The sequence below is a fragment of the Maribacter ulvicola genome, assembly GCF_900155985.1.
In the GTDB taxonomy this organism is placed as follows: domain Bacteria; phylum Bacteroidota; class Bacteroidia; order Flavobacteriales; family Flavobacteriaceae; genus Maribacter; species Maribacter ulvicola.
In genome coordinates, this window is sequence record NZ_FTMA01000001.1 from 1,187,145 (window position 1) to 1,208,790 (window position 21,646).

At 34.6% G+C, this 21,646-nt stretch carries 15 protein-coding genes; 11 read left to right on the top strand and 4 right to left on the bottom strand.

The window, feature by feature from the left end:
* Positions 1-232: 232 nt before the first annotated feature.
* From BW936_RS05140 to BW936_RS05155, 4 genes are all read right to left on the bottom strand, one after another.
* On the bottom strand, positions 233-1,117 hold the full coding sequence (locus tag BW936_RS05140; protein ID WP_076547218.1) for a PorP/SprF family type IX secretion system membrane protein: 885 nt from the start codon (positions 1,115-1,117) through the stop codon (positions 233-235).
* A 31-nt stretch (positions 1,118-1,148) separates the two neighbouring features.
* Positions 1,149-7,097, bottom strand: a complete 5,949-nt coding sequence (locus BW936_RS05145; RefSeq protein ID WP_084181983.1) for a BspA family leucine-rich repeat surface protein — start codon at positions 7,095-7,097, stop codon at positions 1,149-1,151.
* Positions 7,098-7,870: 773 nt separating this feature from the next.
* Positions 7,871-9,013 (bottom strand): helix-turn-helix domain-containing protein, encoded by a 1,143-nt coding sequence (locus BW936_RS05150; protein WP_076547220.1) that lies wholly within the window; start codon positions 9,011-9,013, stop codon positions 7,871-7,873.
* A 722-nt stretch (positions 9,014-9,735) separates the two neighbouring features.
* Positions 9,736-10,512 (bottom strand): aldehyde dehydrogenase family protein, encoded by a 777-nt coding sequence (locus tag BW936_RS05155; protein ID WP_167368342.1) that lies wholly within the window; start codon positions 10,510-10,512, stop codon positions 9,736-9,738.
* 45 nt (positions 10,513-10,557) lie between these two features.
* Between BW936_RS05155 and BW936_RS05160 the strand changes: the two genes are divergently transcribed.
* The 11 genes from BW936_RS05160 (at position 10,558) to BW936_RS05205 (ending at position 20,860) form a co-directional block, all read left to right on the top strand.
* Positions 10,558-10,995 (top strand): helix-turn-helix domain-containing protein, encoded by a 438-nt coding sequence (locus BW936_RS05160; RefSeq protein WP_076547222.1) that lies wholly within the window; start codon positions 10,558-10,560, stop codon positions 10,993-10,995.
* A 257-nt stretch (positions 10,996-11,252) separates the two neighbouring features.
* Positions 11,253-11,657: a hypothetical protein gene (locus tag BW936_RS05165; RefSeq protein ID WP_076547223.1), complete on the top strand. Its 405-nt coding sequence runs from the start codon at positions 11,253-11,255 to the stop codon at positions 11,655-11,657.
* A gap of 29 nt (positions 11,658-11,686) precedes the next feature.
* Positions 11,687-11,893 (top strand): hypothetical protein, encoded by a 207-nt coding sequence (locus BW936_RS05170; RefSeq protein ID WP_076547224.1) that lies wholly within the window; start codon positions 11,687-11,689, stop codon positions 11,891-11,893.
* 3 nt (positions 11,894-11,896) lie between these two features.
* Positions 11,897-12,271 carry a porin family protein gene (locus BW936_RS05175; protein ID WP_084181984.1) on the top strand — a complete coding sequence of 125 codons (375 nt, stop codon included), beginning with the start codon at positions 11,897-11,899 and terminating at the stop codon, positions 12,269-12,271.
* Between the two features lie 15 nt (positions 12,272-12,286).
* Positions 12,287-12,433 carry a hypothetical protein gene (locus tag BW936_RS19595; RefSeq protein WP_159438999.1) on the top strand — a complete coding sequence of 49 codons (147 nt, stop codon included), beginning with the start codon at positions 12,287-12,289 and terminating at the stop codon, positions 12,431-12,433.
* A gap of 144 nt (positions 12,434-12,577) precedes the next feature.
* On the top strand, positions 12,578-14,026 hold the full coding sequence (locus tag BW936_RS05180; RefSeq protein WP_076547226.1) for a hypothetical protein: 1,449 nt from the start codon (positions 12,578-12,580) through the stop codon (positions 14,024-14,026).
* Between the two features lie 923 nt (positions 14,027-14,949).
* Complete coding sequence (locus BW936_RS05185; RefSeq protein WP_076547227.1) at positions 14,950-15,411, top strand: hypothetical protein; 462 nt, start codon at positions 14,950-14,952, stop codon at positions 15,409-15,411.
* A gap of 286 nt (positions 15,412-15,697) precedes the next feature.
* Positions 15,698-16,024 (top strand): DMT family transporter, encoded by a 327-nt coding sequence (locus tag BW936_RS05190; RefSeq protein WP_076547228.1) that lies wholly within the window; start codon positions 15,698-15,700, stop codon positions 16,022-16,024.
* A gap of 12 nt (positions 16,025-16,036) precedes the next feature.
* Positions 16,037-17,236, top strand: a complete 1,200-nt coding sequence (locus BW936_RS05195; protein WP_208611108.1) for an aromatic ring-hydroxylating oxygenase subunit alpha — start codon at positions 16,037-16,039, stop codon at positions 17,234-17,236.
* Positions 17,229-18,308 (top strand): ferredoxin--NADP reductase, encoded by a 1,080-nt coding sequence (locus BW936_RS05200; RefSeq protein WP_076547229.1) that lies wholly within the window; start codon positions 17,229-17,231, stop codon positions 18,306-18,308. The genes BW936_RS05195 and BW936_RS05200 overlap by 8 nt, the downstream gene beginning before the upstream one ends.
* A 797-nt stretch (positions 18,309-19,105) precedes the next feature.
* Positions 19,106-20,860, top strand: coding sequence for an alpha-L-rhamnosidase-related protein (locus BW936_RS05205; protein ID WP_076547230.1), 1,755 nt, complete (start codon positions 19,106-19,108; stop codon positions 20,858-20,860).
* The last annotated feature ends 786 nt before the right edge of the window (positions 20,861-21,646 follow it).

Sequence of the window (21,646 nt, forward strand, 5' to 3'; positions counted from 1 at the left end):
TTCGAGTCTCTCCGCCTGTACAATAAAAGCCTTTCAGGAAACTGAGAGGTTTTTTTTATGCCATAAATTTATTGAGAATTTTATTCAGAGAGATATGAAGCATATGGTGAGCATGCATCATCATATAATATTGATTTTAAATGATGTGACTAAAAGAAAAGAGACCGTCCAATTAAATTTAGACAGTCTCTTTTTTTATTTATACTAGTTTTAAAAAGAATCTTCTTTCTTGTTAAAATATAAACCTCAAGAATAGTTCATTGGTATTTTTAACACTGGCCAGTTCGCTTCTGGTACTCACTTCATACGCATAGCCCAAGATTAGTCGTTTTTGAAGACTAAGATTAACCAGTCCGGCAAAAGCAGAATCGGTCCTGTAGCTGGCTCCTAATTCAAAATCGTTGTTAAAGGACAGCATAGTGTTAAAATCTATAGATAACGGTGCTCCGCTAACCTGTCGCATGATTGCGGAAGGCTTTAGCATAAGGTTGCCTTTGCCCAGTTGCAGGTCATAACCTACCGTTGCATATAGATGGGGCTTGGCTACGGTAGCAGTGGCTGTACCGTTATTGTTCTCTGCCCTGTCAGTGCTCAATATTCTGGGCATAGCCAATGAAAGGAACAGTGCCTCTCTTTTAAAAAGAATCCCGACCCCTACATTAGGGTTAAAATCTGAGATGGATGCTATACTGGGATCCGATTGAATATTATAGGTCTCTAAGCCAGCTGTGTTTACGGAATAACTATTGCCACCCGCCTTAAGACCCAGATACAGTTCTGTTTTTTCTGAAATCTGAAGCTTGTACGAGTAGTCGATACCGATAAATGTCTGACTCTCTACAAAGGTCTTGCCGTTCATAATTGAAACTCCTAAACCCATTTTTTCGCCCATTCGGGTACCAAAGGAGATGACCATGGTCCTTGGTGCCTCTTCCACTCCCGTCCATTGCTGGCGGAAGGTAGAAGTAATGGCCGTCTCTCCCTCTGGAGAAACATAGGCCGGGTTGTAAGCGTTCATATGATAGCGGTAGTTGGTCAATAGTCCTTCTTGTTGAGCACTGAGAGCTCCAAAAATGAGGAAGGATGCTATAGTTACTATATTCTTGATATTCTGCATTTTATTATATTTTAATTCTTATGTATTTCGATTATTGTTTAACTAAAAACAACCATCCGTCCATATTAACCTTACCGTTGCCATTGAGGTCTATTTGATAGTAATAAGACCCGCCGTCTGGTAGTTTATTGCTTAGGTTCTTATAGTGTCCGTCCCAATTGTTCTGGTAATTCTTGGCAGAGAAGACTTCCTTGCCCCAGCTATTAAAAACCCGTACTATAGCATTGGCGTGGTTTTCTATACCGTAGATGATCCATGTATCATTTACTCCATCACCATTAGGCGTGAAGACCTGAGATACTTTTAATGTAGTGGTATCATCTTCTTCGCCAGTCTCACCATTACCATCATTGTCGCCATTGTCCGTTCCGTCTCCAGAATCATCATCATCATCATCATCATCATCTTCATCATCTTTTTGACTATCGGAACAACCGTTGGCATCGGCCGTTTCTCCAGCTGGGGTATTGGGACACGTATCCACATCATCCATAATACCGTCATTATCGCTATCTTTTTGACTAATAGTACATCCGTTGGTATCTACAGCCTCGTCTTCAGGAGAATTTGGACATTGGTCATCGGCATCGCTTACTCCATCAAAATCACTATCTTTTTGACTATCTGAACAGCCCTCTGTATCTACGATTTCACCTACTGGAGTATTGTCACAAAGATCTATATCATCGGCTACTCCGTCATTATCACTGTCCTTCTGGCTATCCGAACATCCGTTGGCATCTACGGTTTCTCCTACTGGTGTATCCGCACAAGTATCTATAGAATCCTCAACACCATCATTATCGGAATCCAGACATTTTTGTCCAGCATCGAAAATACTCCAAGCAAAGTCATCTATGATTCTCTGTCTTGCATCGCTTGCACTGCAATAATTGGCGGCATAGTTGCCAAAATTCACCTCCCTCTGCAGGTTTAATGTACTCCAGCCCAATAATAGCTTATCGTAATTTTTAATGGATAGATAACCGAAACTTCCGAACATATCCGACATGTCGGTAACATTACTTACATTCCATCCACCCAGGTCTTGGTTCAAAGGACAATCAAAAAACATGTTTTTCATATTTGTTACTTGACCTACCTCCCAAGAACCAATATCTTGGTTAAAGGCTCTTGCAGAAAAGAACATTCCATTCATGTTGGTGACCTTATCAACGTTCCAACCGCTAATATCTTGATTGAATTTCCAAGCATATCCGAACATACCAACCATATTGGTAACCAGATCAACTTCCCATGAATCTATTTTTTGATCAAAAGTTCGTGAATCATAAAACATGCTCTCCATATTCGTTACTTTACTTACGTCCCAGCCACTTATATCTTGGTTAAAAATATGGGTGCTATCGAACATATGAGCCATGTTGGTTACTTTAGACACGTCCCAATCACCAATATCCTCATTGAATAATGGAGCACCATTAAACAAATAACTCATGTTGGTTACATTACTCACATCCCAACCACCTATATTAAAGTTAGTGCCATATGTAAATTGGAACATTGCACTCATATTAGTTACACTTGATACGTTCCAACCACTTAAATCTTGATCAAACCGTGATACCCAGGCAAACATTTCACTCATATCGACCACCTGGCTTACATCCCAACCGCCAATATCTTGGTTGAAGTATTCCGCACGAAAGAACATTCCTTTCATAGAAGTTACCTTACTAACATCCCATGAACTAATATCTTGATTAAACTGTTCTGCATAGTAGAACATATTTGTCATGTCGGTAACATTACTTAAATCCCAATTACCTATATCTTGGTTAAATTTTTCTGCATAGTAGAACATCTCGCTCATATCGGTAACATTACTTACATCCCATGTGCCAATATCCTGGTTGAAATTTTGATTTACGTTGAAGAACATTTGTTTCATACTGGTCACTTCTGAAAGATTGGGTACATCGGAAGTATTGATGTTTAAGTATAAACAATACTTAAACATTTGCTCCATAGAACCCCAAACCTGATCGCCCCATTGTTCTACCGATAACAGTTTTCGATTGTCCTCTTCTTGATCATCAAATTTCAGATGTGGAAAATCGCCGCTGATGCTCACCGTATACGTACCCGGTGTTGCATAGGTATGGGTAACATCTCCGGTATAAACCGTAGTATCCGTAGTGCCATCACCCCAGTCTACGGTATAGGCAAAGGTTCCAGCGCCCGTAGGGATAGTGATTTGGTTGTCATCAGAGGCTCCATAATTATTGGTTTTCCAGGTAGTGATAAAAGGTTGTTGAGGACAACCTTCGCCCGCATCGATAATAGTCCAACCGAAGTCATCTATAATCTTTTGTCGGGCAGTGGCTCCATCACAGTAGTTACTATTACCCGCGTGAAAAGAAACATTGCTCTGTAAACCTAACGCACTCCAACCGATTAATGTTTTGTCATAGTTCTCTGTTGATAATCCAGCACCTTCGAACATTCTTGACATTTCTGTTACATTACTGACATCCCAATTTCCTAAATCTTGGTCAAAAGATGTAGCAAGAAAAAACATGCTATATGTTTCGGTGACCTTAGAAACGTCCCAACCACTAATATCTTGATTAAAAGAACTAGCTTCTTGAAACATCCTATCCATATCAGTTACATTACTTACCAACCAAGTACTCAAATCTTGGTCAAATGAAGTAGCAGAAAGAAACATATTACTTGTATTGGTAACATTGGAAATATCCCAACCGCTAATATCTTGATTAAAAGAACGTGCCTGTTGAAACATTGAGGACATGGATGTTACTTGCCCTACATTCCACTTTGTAATATCTTGATCAAAGTCAAGAGCTGCTTGAAACATCCAACGCATGTCGGTCACGTTACTTACATCCCAATCACCTATGTCCTGATTAAATATGTAGGCGCCTTCAAACATAGCCGTCATAGTGGTGACATTACTTGTGTTCCACACACCAATATCTTGATTGAAAACACGAGCAGAATAAAACAATCTATCCATATTAGTTACATTACTAACATCCCAACCACTAATATCTTGATTAAAACTTCTTGCGGTAGCGAACGTTGAATTCATATTAGTTACATTGGATACATCCCAATCACTAATATCCTTATTAAAGGAAAGTGCTGACGAGAACATCTTTGCCATACTTAGTACCTGAGAAAGGTCAGGGACATCAGTAGCATTGAGTACTAGATTTGTACAAGCATTGAAAGTGCTATCCATTGATTCCCATACTTGGCTTCCCCACTGTTCCACGGACAATAGCTTTTTATTGTCTTCCTGACTAGAAGAAAATTTTAAGTGTGGAAAATCGCCACTGATGCTTACGGTATATGTACCCGGTGTTGCATAGGTATGAGTAACATCACCCGTATACACTGTATTATCGGTAGTACCATCACCCCAGTCTACGGTATAGGCAAAGGTGCCATCACCTGTTGGGATAGTAATTTGGTTGTCATTTGACAATCCCGGATTATCAGTTTTCCAGGTGGTGATAAAGTAGGCTTTAGAACAATCTTCACCAGCGTCGATAATATTCCACCCAGAGTCATCTATAATCTTTTGACGGGCAGTAGCCCCGTTGCAATAAGTACTGTTGCTGACACCAAAGGTTATTCCGCTCTGTAAGTTCAGGGTGCTCCAATCAATCAATAGTTTGTCATAATTAGTTGCAGAAAACCCAGAATTTACAAGCATAGGCCCCATTCTGGTAACGTTAGATACATTCCAGTCACTTATATCTTGGTCAAAATTTGTTGCAGCAAAAAGCATAGCAAACATATTGGTAACTTTAGTTACTTCCCAGCTCCCAATATCTTGATTGAAAATAGGATTCAAATGAAACATGCCCTCCATATTGATAACATTGGACACATTCCAAGAATCTATTTCTTGATTAAAAGCGGAAGCTTGGCTAAACATAAAAGACATATCTGTAACATTGGACACATTCCAAGCACCTAAATTTCCATTAAAATTAGAAGTTTGTTGAAACATGTACCTCATATTGGTTACATTGCCCACCGGCCACAAATCAAGGTCTTGATTAAAAGCGGATGCCCTTTGAAACATGGAAACCATACTGGTTACATTGTTTACCTGCCATGAACCAATATCTTGATTAAAAACTGAGGTATTGGAAAACATGTACTCCATATTGGTAACATTGGACACATCCCAATTACCTATAGCAGCATTAAATTTGGTGGCTCCTAAAAACATGTAAGACATATCGGTTACATTACCTACCTGCCATGAATCTAGTTCTTGGTTGAAAGCTTTAGTCTCAGCAAACATGAAGTTCATCTTGGTGACATTGCTAACGTCCCAGCTCCCAATTTCTTGATTAAAAGTAGAGGCTCCCCCCAACATATTAGACATATCGGTTACATTGCCAACTTGCCATGAACTTATATCTTGGTTAAAAGAAGAAGCAGAATTGAACATAGCAGCCATATTGGTGACATTACTTACATCCCATCTACCAATATCTTGGTCAAAATTAGTAGCTCTAGTAAACATGTTGCTCATATCGGTTACATTACCTACCTGCCATTGACCAATATCTTGATTAAAAGCAAGGGCACCATTGAACATACCCTTCATGTTGGTTACGCTAGATACATTCCAAGAACCTATATCAGCATTAAAAACAGATGCCGAAGTGAACACTCCGGACATGTCCGTTACATTAGATACGTCCCAAGAACCTATGTCGTTGTTAAAGGAACTTGCCCCGTAAAAGCAATAAGCCATACTGCTAACCTGCGAAGTGTTAGGTAGATCGGGAGCATTGAATATTAGGTTGGTACACTGATTAAAACTACGCTCCATAGATTCCCATACTTGATCTCCCCACTGTTCTACAGATAGCAGTTTTTTATTGTCCGTGCCGTTGTCAAATTTAAGATGTGGGAAATCACCACTGATTTTTACAGTATAGGTATCATTCGTGGCATAAGTATGGGTGGCATCGCCTGTGTAGACCGTATTGTCCACAGAGCCATCGCCCCAATCTACGGTATAAGCAAAGGTGCCATCACCGGTAGGGATGGTAATTTGATTGTTATTGGAAATCCCTGGGTTGTCGGTTTTCCAAGTGGTCACAAAAGGTGCTTTTGGGCAACCTTCCCCGGCATCGATAAATGTCCAACTGAAGTCGGTTATAATTTTTTGTCGTGCAGTAACCCCGTTGCAATAGGTAGTGTTATCCGAACTAAAATATACATTAGACTTTAAGTTCAAGGTACTCCAGCTGTTTAATAGCTTGTCATAGTTATTGGTAGAGAGTTTGGCGCCATTGAATATCTGAAACATGTCAGTAACATTGGATACATCCCAGTTCCCAATATTTTGGTCAAACGAAATTGCTTTAAAGAACATTGAGTTCATGTTGGTAACATTTCCAACATTCCAAGATGCAAGATCTTGATTAAAAGAGCTAGTTTCATAGAACATGCCCAGCATATTGTTCACATTACTTACGTCCCAGTCTCCAATATTCTGGTTAAAGGAAGAAGCTCCACGGAACATATAGCTCATGTCTGTAACTCCTGTCAAATTTGGAGTATCAGTAGCATTGATGACTACATTAAGACAATCCTGAAAACTAGATGCCATGGAAGCCCATATTTGGTCTCCCCATTGCTCTACGGACAGTAGTTTTTCATTATCCTCTCCAGATTCAAATTTTAGATGAGGAAAATCGCCACTGATTTTTACCGTATAGGTGTCATCTGTTCCATAGGTATGGGTAGCATCACCGGTATATACCGTATTATCGGTAGAGCCATCTCCCCAGTTTACGGTATAGGCAAAGGTGCCATCACCTGTTGGAATGGTTATTTGATAGTCATTGGAAGCCCCTGGGTTGTCAGTCTTCCAGGTGGTGATGAATTCACCTTGAGCCACAATACTGCTAAAACTGAGACAGCAAAGGAGCAAGAGAATAAACTTGTGCGTACTTTTCATAAGGTTTGATTGGGTTAGTTTAAAATTGATAGATTTAATTAGTATATGTTTGCCACCTTTGTATTGTAAGGATGTAATTTTTATGCATAAGAATTATTTGGAATTCATTAACACGCTATTTCTTACTTTTAGCTAAATAACAGATGGAAAAATAACTATGGTTAGTATGTTGTATTGTTTAATATTCCTACAAATAGGTGTCCAAATTAAATCTTGACACCAAGTTTTAGCCCTTCATTAGAAATAGAAAAGCACTAATAATTCATTAACCATTGTTAATCAATGTGTTAGAGTGTTATTTAGGAAGGGTGCTAAATTGCAGCAACTTTATTGCTAAAATTGTTATTTGTACCGTATTCTATGGAAGGTTTGAGTATGAAAGAGAATTATGCAACTAAAATAGAGTTGATTTAAGCATAGAAGAATGGCGCAGGTTTTTCCATGCCATAAAAAAAGCCTTGGCGATTTATTGATTTTGGCAACAAAAAAATTGGTGTGGAGAGGTGGTCTATCTTAGTAATTAAAGGCACTTAACATTGTATTTTAACCAATGTCTTTTTTCTTGTCCTTTGTGGAAAGACTGAGTTTTCAATCTCTTTTACATGATACTAGAGATTTAAATGCAAAGACGTTTGGGTGAAAATATTAATTATGTTTTGCATTCTATGCCTGTAGGGTCAACTTCAAGGTTATTTACTGAAATCAAAATAGGTATAAGTGAAGAATAAGGTACTGTAAAAGAGTATTCAGCAACCAGCGTATTATTTGTTGCCCTATTTACCAAGCTGTATATATTCGCTTGGACTATGATTGGTAGCTATTTTAAATACTTTACTGAAAGAACTTCTGTTGGCAAATCCACAGGTCCATGCCAAGGCTTCCATAGTATTTTCATTTAGAAAACCTGTATCCATTAACTCTTTGGCGTGTTCCATGCGCAGATTGTTCTTATAAGCCGTAAAGCTAATACCGTAATATTGTTTGATAAAATAGGATAAATGATGTGACGGAATATGTAATTCACTAGCACATTTGGTCACGGTATAATCTTGTTGTAAAAAAGACTTTCTTTTATTCAAGACTTCTAATTTGCTCCTTATTTCTGGTTCTTCTAATCCGTATTTAAGATCTGTAACGTTATTGGTTTCTATTGCTTCTTCTTGGGTAGACTTTACAGGTTTGGGAAATCCGCGTAGGATGGTAGGGAAATAAATTGGAAAAACCCCAATAGAGAACATGACCAAATACAGAATTATAGGAAGTAAGGATCCCCATTCAAAAATATTTACCGCTAACATGTTTACCACGGCATAAAAAATTGCAAAAATTGCAAACAAAGATAAACCCGACCAAAAAATCAATAACCATTTGTTTAAAATAACCTTTAAACCATCTGTAGTGCCTACCTTAATGAAAACCAACAACTTTGGAAGTATTACTAATAAGGCACCCAACTGCCATAAATGGCGCATAAGCATGTGCTGATCTAGATCAAGGAGCCAATAGCTTACATGCAGTCTATTTTTTGGGTCAGTCAAGGCATTATGTAACATATTTTCATAAACCCCGTCTGGTTGCAGGTAAATATACCCGGCATCGATCATACTTAAAACAAATGGTATAAATAGTATCAGGTATCTTTTTTTCCACTTAAATTCATCGGCTATAATGGTTTCAAAATAAAAATAAATAGGCACGGCAAACAGATTATAAAGCATAAGCGGCCATAGAAAAAACCAACTGCATAATGTTAAATGTCCTCCATCTATAATATAGGCCTGTAAAGCATAGACCGAAAGCAAAAAGTAAAAGCTTCCTAGAAAAATAGTGGCTTTGGGTTGCGTAGATTTTTTTAAAAATAACAGGGTGGTAAGTACAAAACCAAAAATGGAGGCAATCAATAAAATATTATACACAATGTAATTTTAGTAAGTCTGGAAATATAAGTTTAAAATTGGTCAGTTCTATATTTTGTCAAGCTGCCTTTTACTTGACATTATCTCAATAATAGGCTTTATGGTTTTAAATCAATACTCAGTACTTTTTTCTAAAATTATTTTATACTAATTAGGTATATCTTGGGTCAGTATATTTTGTTTAAAAAAATATACTAGAGTATAATCATAGAAAATTGAACCTATGCCTCAATGGTTTTGCGACAAAAAAAATAAAATAATAAACTAAAAGCAAATTTAAATTCTCTTTTGAAAAAGAGATGTATTCAATACTTAGGTTTTGCGTTATAGGAAAGTTAGGGTCTTATATTTATTATAAAGTCAATTGTTGCCATAAGGAAATCTATGTCGTCTGGTAAGCAAGGTATAAGTGGAGTTTAAGTAAGTTACGGACAGTGCTTAAAAGGCACAATGAAACTTTCCTCAATGAGGTGTTTTTTTTTAGCAGTTGTTTTTTACTGACTTGCGACCTAGAAGTACTATTAATTTTTATAATAAACGTTAACAGTTCTACAGCCATATTAAAACAGCTGAGGTCAATTATATTTTTGTATGAGTTTTTTTATTCAATAATTGAAATGCATTGACGTTTACAAAGAAATATAGTTGAAATTTTCTATTGAATGCTCGGTGGGTTGATTCTTGAGGTGGTTTATTAGCATTTTCCTTATAAGAAAACATAATTAAATATTGCCCCAGCACATATATTTTATCTCCATGAAGTCGTCCATTCCATATTTAGAACCTTCACGACCAAAACTACTTTCTTTAATCTCTCCAAAAGGAGCAACAGTTGTTGAAATGGCTGCCGTATTTATGCCCACCATACCAAATTCCAAGGCTTCTGCCACTCGCCAAAGTTTTGCGTAACCTTTACCATAAAAGCACGAGGCTAAACCATAGGATGTGTCATTGGCTAAAGCGACAACATCTTCTTCTGTTTTAAATTTAAAAATAGGGGCCACGGGACCAAAAATTTCTTCGCTATGGATTTTCATTTTTGAAGTAACATTGGCTAAAACAGTGGGTCTATATAAATTAGAATGATCTAGAGAACCTCCTAAAGCAATAGAAGCTCCATTTTTGACTGCATCTTCTACCAATGAGTTTACGTCTTCTACCGCTTTTCTGTTGATTAAAGGACCAATTACTGTAGTAGCCTCTAAACCATTACCTACGATAAGGTTTTCTACGGCTTGCGAAAATTGTTTTACAAATTGGTCATATATACCTTCTTGGACAAAAAATCTATTCGCACATACGCAAGTCTGTCCGGTATTTCTATATTTTGCCAATAGCGCTCCTTCAACCGCAAGGTCAATATCTGCATCATCAAAAACAATAAAGGGAGCATTTCCTCCAAGTTCTAATGATAGTTTTTTTACTGTATGGGCACTTTTATCATTGATTTTATAACTGGGTTTAACAACCAAGATTATCAAGCATATCTGAAATTTCAAACACTTATTATCATTTTGTTTTTTTTCATTTTTGCTTATTCTATAATGCATTTTCCGGTATTTGCTATTACAGGCGATTTTGAAGATTTACACCCTACTATTAAGAGAAAATATGCTAACTCTTCACTGGTAGATTCGTCAAATCTTTTTTATAAAATAAACAGTTTGGTTAAAGACGAGCAGCTATATTTAGAGAGCGAGATCAAAATTAATAGCTTAGCAGAAAAACTTAATAAATCCGTACATCATATTTCTCAGGCAATCAACCAAAATACAGGTAAATCGTTTCCTGATTTTATTAATAGTTTTCGGATACAGGAAGCTAAAAAGAAGTTATTACAGCCTAAACCAGATACTATTTTTACAATTTTACTAGAAGTTGGTTTTAATAGTAAAGCAGCTTTCTATTCTGCATTTAAAAAAAACACACAGCAAACACCTTCTCAATTTTTAAGGCGCATAAAAAATGATGTAATTCGGTAAAATGAGAATTACTTGATAACCCAGGTGCAAATACTCTAATGCTTGCGTAGAAATTTAAATACAAGTTTTAGGTCAATAATATAGAAACCTTGTCTTGGTGGGTACTGCATTTTTAATAAAAATCTCCGACTTTTTTATACCTAAAAAGACATGAAAACTTTTCCCGTTAAATCAAGACATTTTTTTTGTTCGGTTTTATAGGGGGAGGCATTTTACAGATAATTTCAAGATACATTTGGTCAAGAAAATAACAAAACATGAAAATTTTAAAAAAAGTTGTATTAATACCATTGTTCGCAATTTTTACGGTAACAACTCAAGCGCAAAATAGTAAAGACCTTAATGGTAAATGGGAAGCTTATTATGAGCAAGACAACGAGAAAGGTTATGTTACTTATGAATTTAAAACTGAGGATAAAAAATTAAAAGCATATAGTACTTTGCTAAAAGATGTTAATGGTTACAAGGTAAAGGACAATACACTTACATTAAATGAAATTAAATTTAGTAAAGGAAAAGGGAAATGTAAATATCTTATTAAGTACAAAGAAAAAGTATATAATGTCCCAGCTAAGCTAATCCTTATAGATGAGAATACATTGGAAGTAAGCTACTCCTATTATGGCTATTCTGACACTGAAACTTGGAAAAGAGAATACTAAAAACGATATAGATTTTATACAAATTAAGCATGAACACTTTTAAAAAAGCAATTTTAGCATTAACACTAACTGTCTCGGCAATTTCAATGACCAATGCACAATCTGGTAATGATTATAACCAGTTAATTAGCTATGGTTTAAAAGGCGGGGTCAGTTTATCAAATTTAAGAGGTGATGTGCCTGGTATTGAAAGTAAAAATAAAAAAAGTATTTCTATAGGTTTCTTTGCAGAATAACCTATATCTGAAAGGTTTGCGGTTTTATCTGAAACCAATTTTTCAGTACAAGGAGCCAAAATAAAAACAGGTAATGAAAAATTGAAATTAAACTATATAAATTTACCTGTTCTAGCTAAGTTTTATGCTACAGATGCTTTTAGTATTGAAACGGGACCACAACTAGGTATATTATTAAGTGGCAAAGGCGGATATTTACCTAATAGTAGGTCGTATAGAACATTGGACTTTGGTCTTGGTTTTGGCCTTGGGTATAAAATCACCGACAAGTTAGAACTGGGTGTACGCTACACTATTGGCTTTACAGATGTAACTAAAACGAATACAGAAAATCTTAAGAATTCAGTAGGTCAATTTACACTTGGGTATAGCTTCTAAATACATAGAATTCTAATGGAGCTAGATAAACATCATAACAGGTTTGTACTTGTAAATGACAGCAGCTCTGAAGTTACCCGTATTTTCAAATTCACCGGTCAAAAGGCTTTGGTGAAAGAACACAATCTTACGAATGGTCTGTGGTTGAAATCTCATAACTAGTATGCCATTTTTCTCATTAAAAAAAAGTGTTTTGCTAGCCTTACGGGCTAGAGGAACCTATAAAAATATAAGTCTTAGTTGTTTTTGATATATATCAAAACTTATTGAAAATGTTAAGACGAATTTTGAAAAAAAATTATCAGTATGACTCTAAATTATAAATTCCTTACCATATTCGGCATCGTATTGGTTGCCTTATCTGTTATTAGTTTTACATCTAAAAAATCCTATGAATCAATTTCAAGAATAGAGGTAGTAGATATAGAAAAAGAAGGCTTTGGGCTACTTGAAAATATTCAAGGACAATGGCTAGGTATAAATAGTGTGGCAGGAATGGAATTTAACTGGTTTGCATGGGATTATCGTCCAATATCATCAGCTCATGTTCATGGTATTTTTGAAGGAGGATCTATGGGTAATTTATTTACCTCATTTTTTATTGCAGATTTTAAAGGAACAAAAACAATCATGGCACGTAACGGTGGTGTTCTTAATGGTATTTACCGTACCAGTTATTTTATTTTGGATAAGACCGTAGAAGATGAAGAAGAACAATATTATAGATTAGTTGATGCGGTTGGAGGTAAAAATACAATGTATATGGAGCTACGTTTTAAAAGTGATAGCCTGTATTGGAATACCTATACAAGTCAATTAGGACATAAAAAAATGCCCACAAGGCATATGACTTATAAAGGGAAAAAACATTCAGATAGTTTAGCCAAAATTACAGCTGAAAAATTTGAGTTCCCTAAGAAAGAAATAGTGTATGAATTTCCTACAGGATTTGATGATTCATATTTATATATGGAAAAATCAGCAACTTTTTTATGGCAGACAGATTCGAATACGAATGTTTTAGAAATGGCAAAATCAGCTTTAGACCCCGTAACTATTAAAGATTACCCCTATATATCATCTTTAGATATAGAATTAGAAAGAAATAAAAAGATTAAGGATGAACAAGTGCTGCTCTATGTCTCTACCAAATCATTAACAAATGAACAAGGTAAACTCTCTAATGACGTTAAGGATTATAATGATAATATACTGTTTTCAATTTTGAGTAATGGAGAGGAGAATTTTAAATATACCTATGTACACCCTGGTAATTATTTTGTTACGGCCATTGTAGATATGGATAAGAACTTCGTGATTTCTCCAGAAGACATCGCAGGTAAAAGTGTTGCTGTAATGGTTGAACCAAATTCTGAAGCTTTAGTACGTATAAATGACATTGTACATAAGAATTCAGCATTTATTTTTCAAAATTTAGGTGATGATTTCTATAAGGAAGATAGAATAATAGAAGAGAAAGAAGAGGAAATTCCTGTTATTGATTGGACGGTTACCTACAATAGCGATGTAAAACAAATTATTCATAACAATTGTGTTACTTGTCATGGCGGTCCAAGTCCCAGTGCTAGATTAGATTTAACCAGTCTAAGTAAATTAAAAGAAGCTATGAAGCATAAAGATCTTATTAAACGTATCAATGATAAGAACGATCCTATGCCACCAAAAGAAATGCTATCGCTTAAAGAACGGTTGTTAGTATTTAAATGGATGAAAGATGGGTTGTTAAAAGAGTAAACCTATGAAATAAAAGAAGTATAAAAATGAATTCAGTAATTAACGCTTTATCATCATTGCTATAATTATAATTCAACAGTAAGCATTGGCCACACCCAAATGGATCTATTGGGTATATGGCAGATTACATATGAATAGGAAGGTCAAAGTTATAACGTAAAGGCTTAATTTTTATAAATTGATAAGAATGTTTAATTGTGTTGTGTGGCTTTTATGGATATTTAGAAAAAGAAATTGGGAAGAGATTTCAAAAGGATTTTTCTAAGACTTTCCTATAAAGTATGTAGATAGAAAATAGCGGGACAAACCCGCTATTTTTTTGTTTAAATGTATTTAGTGTGGTCCTAGTCTAGATAAAAAAATACTGATACCAATAATCTTACCCGTAACCTGAATGAAAAAAATAATAGATACACCAAAATTAGGTGTTGATTTCTGACAACTGTTAGGATGATGGCATCTGTAAATCTTGCAACTAAAATAGCTGCCCAATAAGTAATCTATATACGTGATGAACTGGGGTGTCATACGAAATAGGTTCCTTGTGAACTATAAAAGAAAGATTCTAGGTTTTATAAGAATCAAATCCCTGCAATTTTAACTTACAATTAGTAGTAAAGTGGCGCTCTTCTTTTACTAAATGTAAAGGAGTAACGGTTTTTTAATAACTACATTTTTTAGTGGTTTTGATTCGTTGTAGTTCGTTAATTTGTTTACCAACAATCTATATAATAACGTTAATACTTGTTACGGCAGTGTATTATTCTATTGCCTTTGAAAATGCATTCTGTTTTTACATTGTTACCTGGTCATCATCTTCTTAAATGCTTAAAAATTTCGAATTTGATTTGTGTCAAAATTTGTCTTTAGACTAATGAAGATATTTGCACTATATAATAATATAATTAACAAAAAAAGAAAAAATGAAAACACTGAAAGTTTCACTAGTGGTATTGGTAGTCTTACTATCGAATTTAAATATTTTGGCACAAAACAAACAAGATGAAATACTTTACGCTATTGAATTGGCAGATGAGGAGTATAAAGATATTATTCGTTACAACATGAATTTCTCCGAGAGCGAAACAGTGGAGTTCTGGTCTAAAATGAATGATTATTTAGCAGAAAGAAAGGAAGCTTTTACTGAAGAAGTAAATTTTTATGTTACCGACTATTCTAAAATGACAGATGAGGAAGTAAAAAAATTGACAAAAAAAATGACTCATGCCGAAGAAAAAAAGAAGCGGATTAAAGACAAGCATTTTAGTAAAATTAGAAAAATACTCCCTTCAAAAAAGTTTTTACGGTTTGTACAGATTGATTATTACCTGGAAGCGGCCCGTAATTTCAATATATCTAGTCAAATGCCTCTTATTAAAGGTTGATATTAATTGGTTTAGATGCTAATTGAAAGCGAAATTAAAATGGTTTAACTTTTTAGTTTCGCTTTTATTAATTGAAGTGATTGCAGATTATTTTTTTCTATGACTAGAAAATTATAAATTAAGACGGAGTAAAATACTTTTAGTTCTCCTTTAATTGAAAAAAATTCCCAAATAAAAAATGGTAATTGCATTTGCGGGTAAATTTTATTACAGTTTGTTCATTTTTGATGTAGGTCAAAATATTATAGAACACTGTTACGCATCTTTGTAAAATAGAAATTAAAATATGAAATGGATTTATTTATTAGCGTCAATAAGCTTTGAGGTATTAGGAACAACAGCTATGAAAATGGCTTCTCAAGGGGGTAAAAATGCCATGTATTGGAATATTACTGTTTGGGTAGCTTACATTATCTGTTTTGGACTTTTGCAATATGCAATGAAATATTTTGAGTTGGGGACCGTGTATGCCATTTGGTCCGGAGTTGGTATTTCAATTTTGGCGGTTATAGGGTATTTTGTTTTTGGCGATAGCTTTTCACTGTTAAAAATTGTTTCTATTGCCTTGATTATTATAGGTATTGTTGGTTTGAACATGAGCGGAGCTCATTAAATTGTTAGAGTTATGAAAAAACAAAATATAATGCACGAACTGCCTGTAGATGCATACACTTCACAAGAATGGTTTAATTTAGAACAAGAGCACATTTTTAGTAAAACATGGCAGTTTGCAGGCTTGGTAGAAGATGTAGCAAATGCTGGTGATTACATTTCCGTGCAAGCCGGGTTAAATAATATTTTTATTGTAAAGGGGAAAGACAATCGTCTGCGTGCTTTTCATAATATGTGTCGCCATAGAGGTACTCAGTTATTACGTGCAGTTGGTAAAGGAAAAAAGGCAATTACCTGTCCTTATCACGACTGGACCTATAATTTAGAAGGAAAATTAGTAAGTATACCTAAGAAAGAAGAAGAGTTTCCAGATTTATGCAATAAAGAATTACATGATTGTGGGTTAAACCTGCATGAAGCATCCGTTGATATTTTTAAAGGTATGCTATTTGTACATCCAGAAAAAGATGCACCGAATATTATGGAGTTTTTTGGAGAAGTAGAACCATACCTTGGTCCACATATTCCAGAAGAACTAATTGAATATCAAGAAAAAAAAGACGGTGCATTTTACACTAAGGAAATCAATGCAAATTGGAAAATAATAGTTGAAAATTATATTGATCAATATCACTTGGCACATTTGCATGAAGATACATTGAATATGTATGATCATGCTAAAGCAGAATTTGGTTGGGCCGGTCCACACTATTACTTTTTTGAACCTTTAGTTCCTGAATATCTAGCAGATGTAAAAAATGCATCCCCATATCCTTTAATGGATAAAATGCCAGAAGATAAAATGGGCGCGTATGTCCCTTGGCTATTCCCAAATATTGGTATTACCGAAAGTGAAAGTGCTTGGAATACATTTCACGCTATTCCATTAGCTCCTGATCGTACTTTGGTGGTTATTCGTTCAAAAACTATGAATGTTAGTGAATGGGAATATACCAAACAATATACAAAATCTATGTCAAGCAAGGTATGGCAAAATATAGGTAATAAGGGTAAATATGAAGGTGATGCCAGTGACCCTATGGCTTCAGGAAATTTTATGGAAGAAGATGTTTATGCTTGTGAACAGCAACAAAAATCTTTAAGCTCTCCACTATTTAGTGTTGGGGCACAAGCAAAAAATGGGGAATTTGCCGTACGTAAGTTTCAAAGTGTTGTTAAGGAATGGGTAGAAAAATATAGAGACAATGACTGATTTTTATCAACTAAAAGTTTTAGAAGTAAAAAAGGAAACAGCTGACGCTACTTCTATTGCGTTTGATGTTCCTTTAGCGCTTTATAAAACATTCAACTATAAACCAGGGCAATACCTAACCTTGAAATTTAATATTGGCGGTGAAGAAGTTCGACGCTCTTATTCGCTATGTAGTTCTCCTGCATTAGAAGAACCTTTACGTATAGGAGTTAAACGTGTTAAAGATGGTTTGGTCTCTAATTATATAAACGACAATATAAAAGTAGGAGACCTTGTTGACGTAATGCTTCCTAATGGTCGTTTCTTTGCCGAGTTAAAAAAGGATAATTATAAAACCTATTATTTATTTGCTGCGGGTAGTGGTATTACACCCATACTTTCTATTTTAAAAACAGTACTATTAACTGAAGAACGAAGTTTTGTTCATATGTTGTATGGCAATAGAAGTCAAGATTCTATTCTGTTTAATGAAGAGTTAGAAAAACTTCAAAAAGAATATGCAGATCGTTTTATACTTGTACATACCTTAAGTAGGCCAAAAAGTAATTGGAGTGATTTATGGTTAAGCGGCAAAAAAGATAAAATACATAGAAAAGGACGCGTAGATACTCTGGCAATAGAATGGTTTATAAATGAATACCCGCCTTACGCTCAAAATACGGAGTATTACATATGTGGACCGGGAACTATGATTGAGAATACTAAGAAAGCACTACAGGATATAGATGTCCCAAACGAGCGTATATTTATTGAAAGTTTTGGTGGAGTAACATCTTCAGATGTAACAGAAGGAATTGATAATGCCAGTTTAGTAGCACAATTAAATGGTGAAACTATTAAAACAACCATTTCTAATGGTAAAACCATATTAAGAACTCTTATTGATGCCGGTAAAAATCCGCCATATTCATGTGAGGGCGGGGTTTGCTCAACGTGTATGTGTAAACTAAAATCAGGGAAAGTACACATGAAAAATAATTTAGGCCTAGATAAAAGTGAGGTTGATAAAGGTTATATTTTAAGTTGTCAAAGTATACCGTTAACAGAAAAAATAGAGGTTATATACGAGTAAGAATTCTTACCCTAATTTTAAAGAGGCTTTAGCCTCTTTTTTTTGTTATAAATGAGAGGCCTACATTACAGATAAAATAGAACGGTTCCTTTTTGGGGCGTTTTTGTAATTCTTGTGCTCACAATCTACATTGTTTTCAATTGCAGATAAGGCATAAGATTTTCTGTAGTTGTATTAATAGCTTACAAATTTCTGTAATAAACATCAAAAAGCTACTGTAATTTAGATTGGCGTCAAATAAAATAGTTTTAATTATAAAACGTCTTTCCTCTATTCTTTTGTTGTAGCTGCAAGGTTTTAAACGGGAATAGGGTATTTCTGCAATATGTTAAGAAGTTTAAAATTCCTGAAAAAGCAATATCGAATATAAAAAAATGAAGTCGGTGGGCACTGAATGTAATAAAGTAAATTTTGATTTCTTTAAAATGCTTCTGAAATATTGATTGTTAGAGAATTGAAGTATTTGAATATAGAACCAAAGTATGTAAAATTATCTTTTAAAGAATGTCTTGTTCTCAGTATTTATAAATGCTAAATATGGTTTGTAAGCTTTGGTTTGTCCTTTGGGTATCTTTAAAAAGCAGGTACGGTCAATAATTAGATTTGCTTCCCAGGTATAAGATAATATAGTATTCTTGGCTAATTCACTAGTGTCATTAGCTATTAGAAAGTGTGATTTTTAATTAATCTCTTATCAAAATATTTTTAAATAGGAATATGACCTGATAGTACAGGATGGTATTCAATACCAGTACATGTAAATTGTGAACTTAATAAATTTTATAAGCAAAAACAGAATGAATAATTTTATTGCAAATGTGGTTTTTTTTCTAATTATACAAACTTGTTTCTCGCAGCTGCCACCTGTTTTTGGTGACGAGTACAATGATAAAATTCGGTTTTCTAATATGGCAAAAACTTATATCACACCGCAAAAAATAATTTGGAAATCAGATAGTACAGGTCAATACATTCAAAATTCTTCTAAACTGCTAAAAAAGGGAAATGGACAAGTGGCCGTGAACGATCAAAACTTATTTAGATTTATTAGTAATGATGAGCATAAACCTGCAATTCTATTAGATTATGGTAAAGAAATTAATGGCGGAATTAAAATTACTACCGGTATTAGATCTAACAAATCTACTTTAAAATTACGACTCAGGTTTGGAGAGTCTGTAGGGGAGGCCATGTCTGATATTGGTGGTAAACAGAACGCTACCAATGAACATTCCATGAGAGATTTTATTATTGAAGTACCTTGGTTAGGGTCTGTTGAAGTTGGTGAGACCGGGTTTCGGTTTTTGCGGATCGATGTGGTAGATGCTAATGAAAATGCTACTATAAAATCTGTTGAAGCGGCATTTGTTTATCGCGACATACCTTATTTAGGTTCATTTGAATGTAGTGATAAACGATTAAATGAAATTTGGGCAACGGGTGCTTATACGGTGCATTTAAACATGCAGGATTACTTGTGGGACGGAATTAAAAGAGATCGTTTGGTTTGGGTTGGAGATTTGCATCCTGAAGTTATGACGATTAATACTGTTTTTGGAAAACAGAACGTGGTTCCTAAAAGTTTAGACCTAGTACGGGATCAATATCCATTGCCTCAATGGATGAACGGAATTAGCTCTTACTCAATGTGGTGGATTCTTATTCATAAAAATTGGTTTGATTATCACGGGGATTTTGAATACCTAAAGGAACAACAAACCTATATGGTTGCCCTATTAGAACAATTAAGTACATTTATTGACAAGGACAATAGAGAGGTCTTAAATGGAACACGCTTTTTAGATTGGCCAACAAGTGAAAACCCCAAAGCCATTCATGCAGGACTTCAGTCTATGATGATTCTAACATTTGAAGCAGGTAGTGAACTAATGGCGACCTTAGGAAACAATATACTTGAAAAAAAGTATAAAAAAATAGCAAAAAAGTTAAGCAAACATCAGCCCCAAGGCAATACGTCTAAACAAGCCGCTGCTTTGATGTCTCTTGCCAATCTTGCTGACCCACATGAAATAAACACTGAGGTCTTAAAACAGAATGGAGTACAAGGTATGTCCACTTTTTATGGTTATTACATTTTAGAAGCCATGGCGAACGCCAAAGATTATAAAGGAGCGTTAAATGTTATAAAAACATATTGGGGCGGTATGCTTGATTTAGGTGCTACTACTTTTTGGGAAGATTTTAATATCCTAGACGCTAGTTATAGTGATAGAATTGATGAACTAGCTACTAAAGGTAAATTTGATATTCATGGAGATTTTGGAAAGTATTGTTATGTTGGTTTTCGTCACAGTCTTTGTCATGGTTGGGCAAGCGGACCAACGCCATGGCTTACACAGTATGTTCTTGGTATTCAGGTGATGAACGGCGGAAAAACTATTAAGATAGAACCACATTTAGGGGACTTAAAATTTGCCAAAGGTACGTTTCCTACTCAATTTGGGATTTTGACTGTTAGTCATGAAAAAGATGCTCAAGGTAGAATTAAAACTATAATTGATGCACCAGATGGTTTAAATATTATTAGATAAAAATCAGCTAGGGTTCATGATATGTTTACTTACTGATCATAACTCTATATTTATATTTTAAATCGGTAATGTATAATTTTTGTTTAGGTCAAAAACTTTTCTTAGAACTATTTATTCCATTCATAAGTTTACAAATGAATAATTTGTAGGTTGTAACAGTAAAAGCGTTAAACTAAAAGTCATAGCTGAACTTGCCAAAAGACAACCATTTTAAAAGACAAATGGTATTAGGTATATAACATACAAGCCAATACTATTAAAGAATGGATTTAAAAGTTGGAACCTATAGGTTCTAAAAAAAAACGATTAACTGATTTACCGCGTAAACAGCAGATGAGTTGTCTTGTTTTAAAGGTCTTTAAAAAATATAAAAAGGTGAAGGGTAACTTGTAAGAAAAAGTATTTAGAGTAGCTATTTTAAGATGACCATCTTAAAATAGTTGCCCGAAAACTTGGTTGTCAAGGTATAATGGCGTTGAATAATAGCTGAAGGAAATTGAATTGATAGAACGTTTTCTATGGAGGCTATTTGTGTTATTTGTTAATTAGAAAGATCAACCCTTATAAATGCCAAAAAAATAGTTGTACAAAAAAGAAAAGCAAAAGAGGTCATTTGCAAACTACTAAAATCACTCAAAAATAAGCTTGACAAAATCAAAATTAGTGAAGGCCTAGTATTTTATATTTTAAGAACGATCCAACAACTACCTAGGATAAGAAAAATGCCGTAATATCTACAGTTCATATGACAAACATATAGATGTAAGGTATAGGCCACATCCAATC

Coding starts and splice junctions, on each gene's coding strand:
- BW936_RS05165 (WP_076547223.1), top strand. CDS start 11,253: ATGAAAATTTTAAAAAAAGTTGTATTAATACCATTGTTCGCAATTTTT.
- BW936_RS05145 (WP_084181983.1), bottom strand. CDS start 7,097: ATGAAAAGTACGCACAAGTTTATTCTCTTGCTCCTTTGCTGTCTCAGT.
- BW936_RS05190 (WP_076547228.1), top strand. CDS start 15,698: ATGAAATGGATTTATTTATTAGCGTCAATAAGCTTTGAGGTATTAGGA.
- BW936_RS05195 (WP_208611108.1), top strand. CDS start 16,037: ATGAAAAAACAAAATATAATGCACGAACTGCCTGTAGATGCATACACT.
- BW936_RS05200 (WP_076547229.1), top strand. CDS start 17,229: ATGACTGATTTTTATCAACTAAAAGTTTTAGAAGTAAAAAAGGAAACA.
- BW936_RS05140 (WP_076547218.1), bottom strand. CDS start 1,117: ATGCAGAATATCAAGAATATAGTAACTATAGCATCCTTCCTCATTTTT.
- BW936_RS05185 (WP_076547227.1), top strand. CDS start 14,950: ATGAAAACACTGAAAGTTTCACTAGTGGTATTGGTAGTCTTACTATCG.
- BW936_RS05170 (WP_076547224.1), top strand. CDS start 11,687: ATGAACACTTTTAAAAAAGCAATTTTAGCATTAACACTAACTGTCTCG.
- BW936_RS05160 (WP_076547222.1), top strand. CDS start 10,558: ATGCATTTTCCGGTATTTGCTATTACAGGCGATTTTGAAGATTTACAC.
- BW936_RS05205 (WP_076547230.1), top strand. CDS start 19,106: ATGAATAATTTTATTGCAAATGTGGTTTTTTTTCTAATTATACAAACT.
- BW936_RS05180 (WP_076547226.1), top strand. CDS start 12,578: ATGACTCTAAATTATAAATTCCTTACCATATTCGGCATCGTATTGGTT.
- BW936_RS19595 (WP_159438999.1), top strand. CDS start 12,287: ATGGAGCTAGATAAACATCATAACAGGTTTGTACTTGTAAATGACAGC.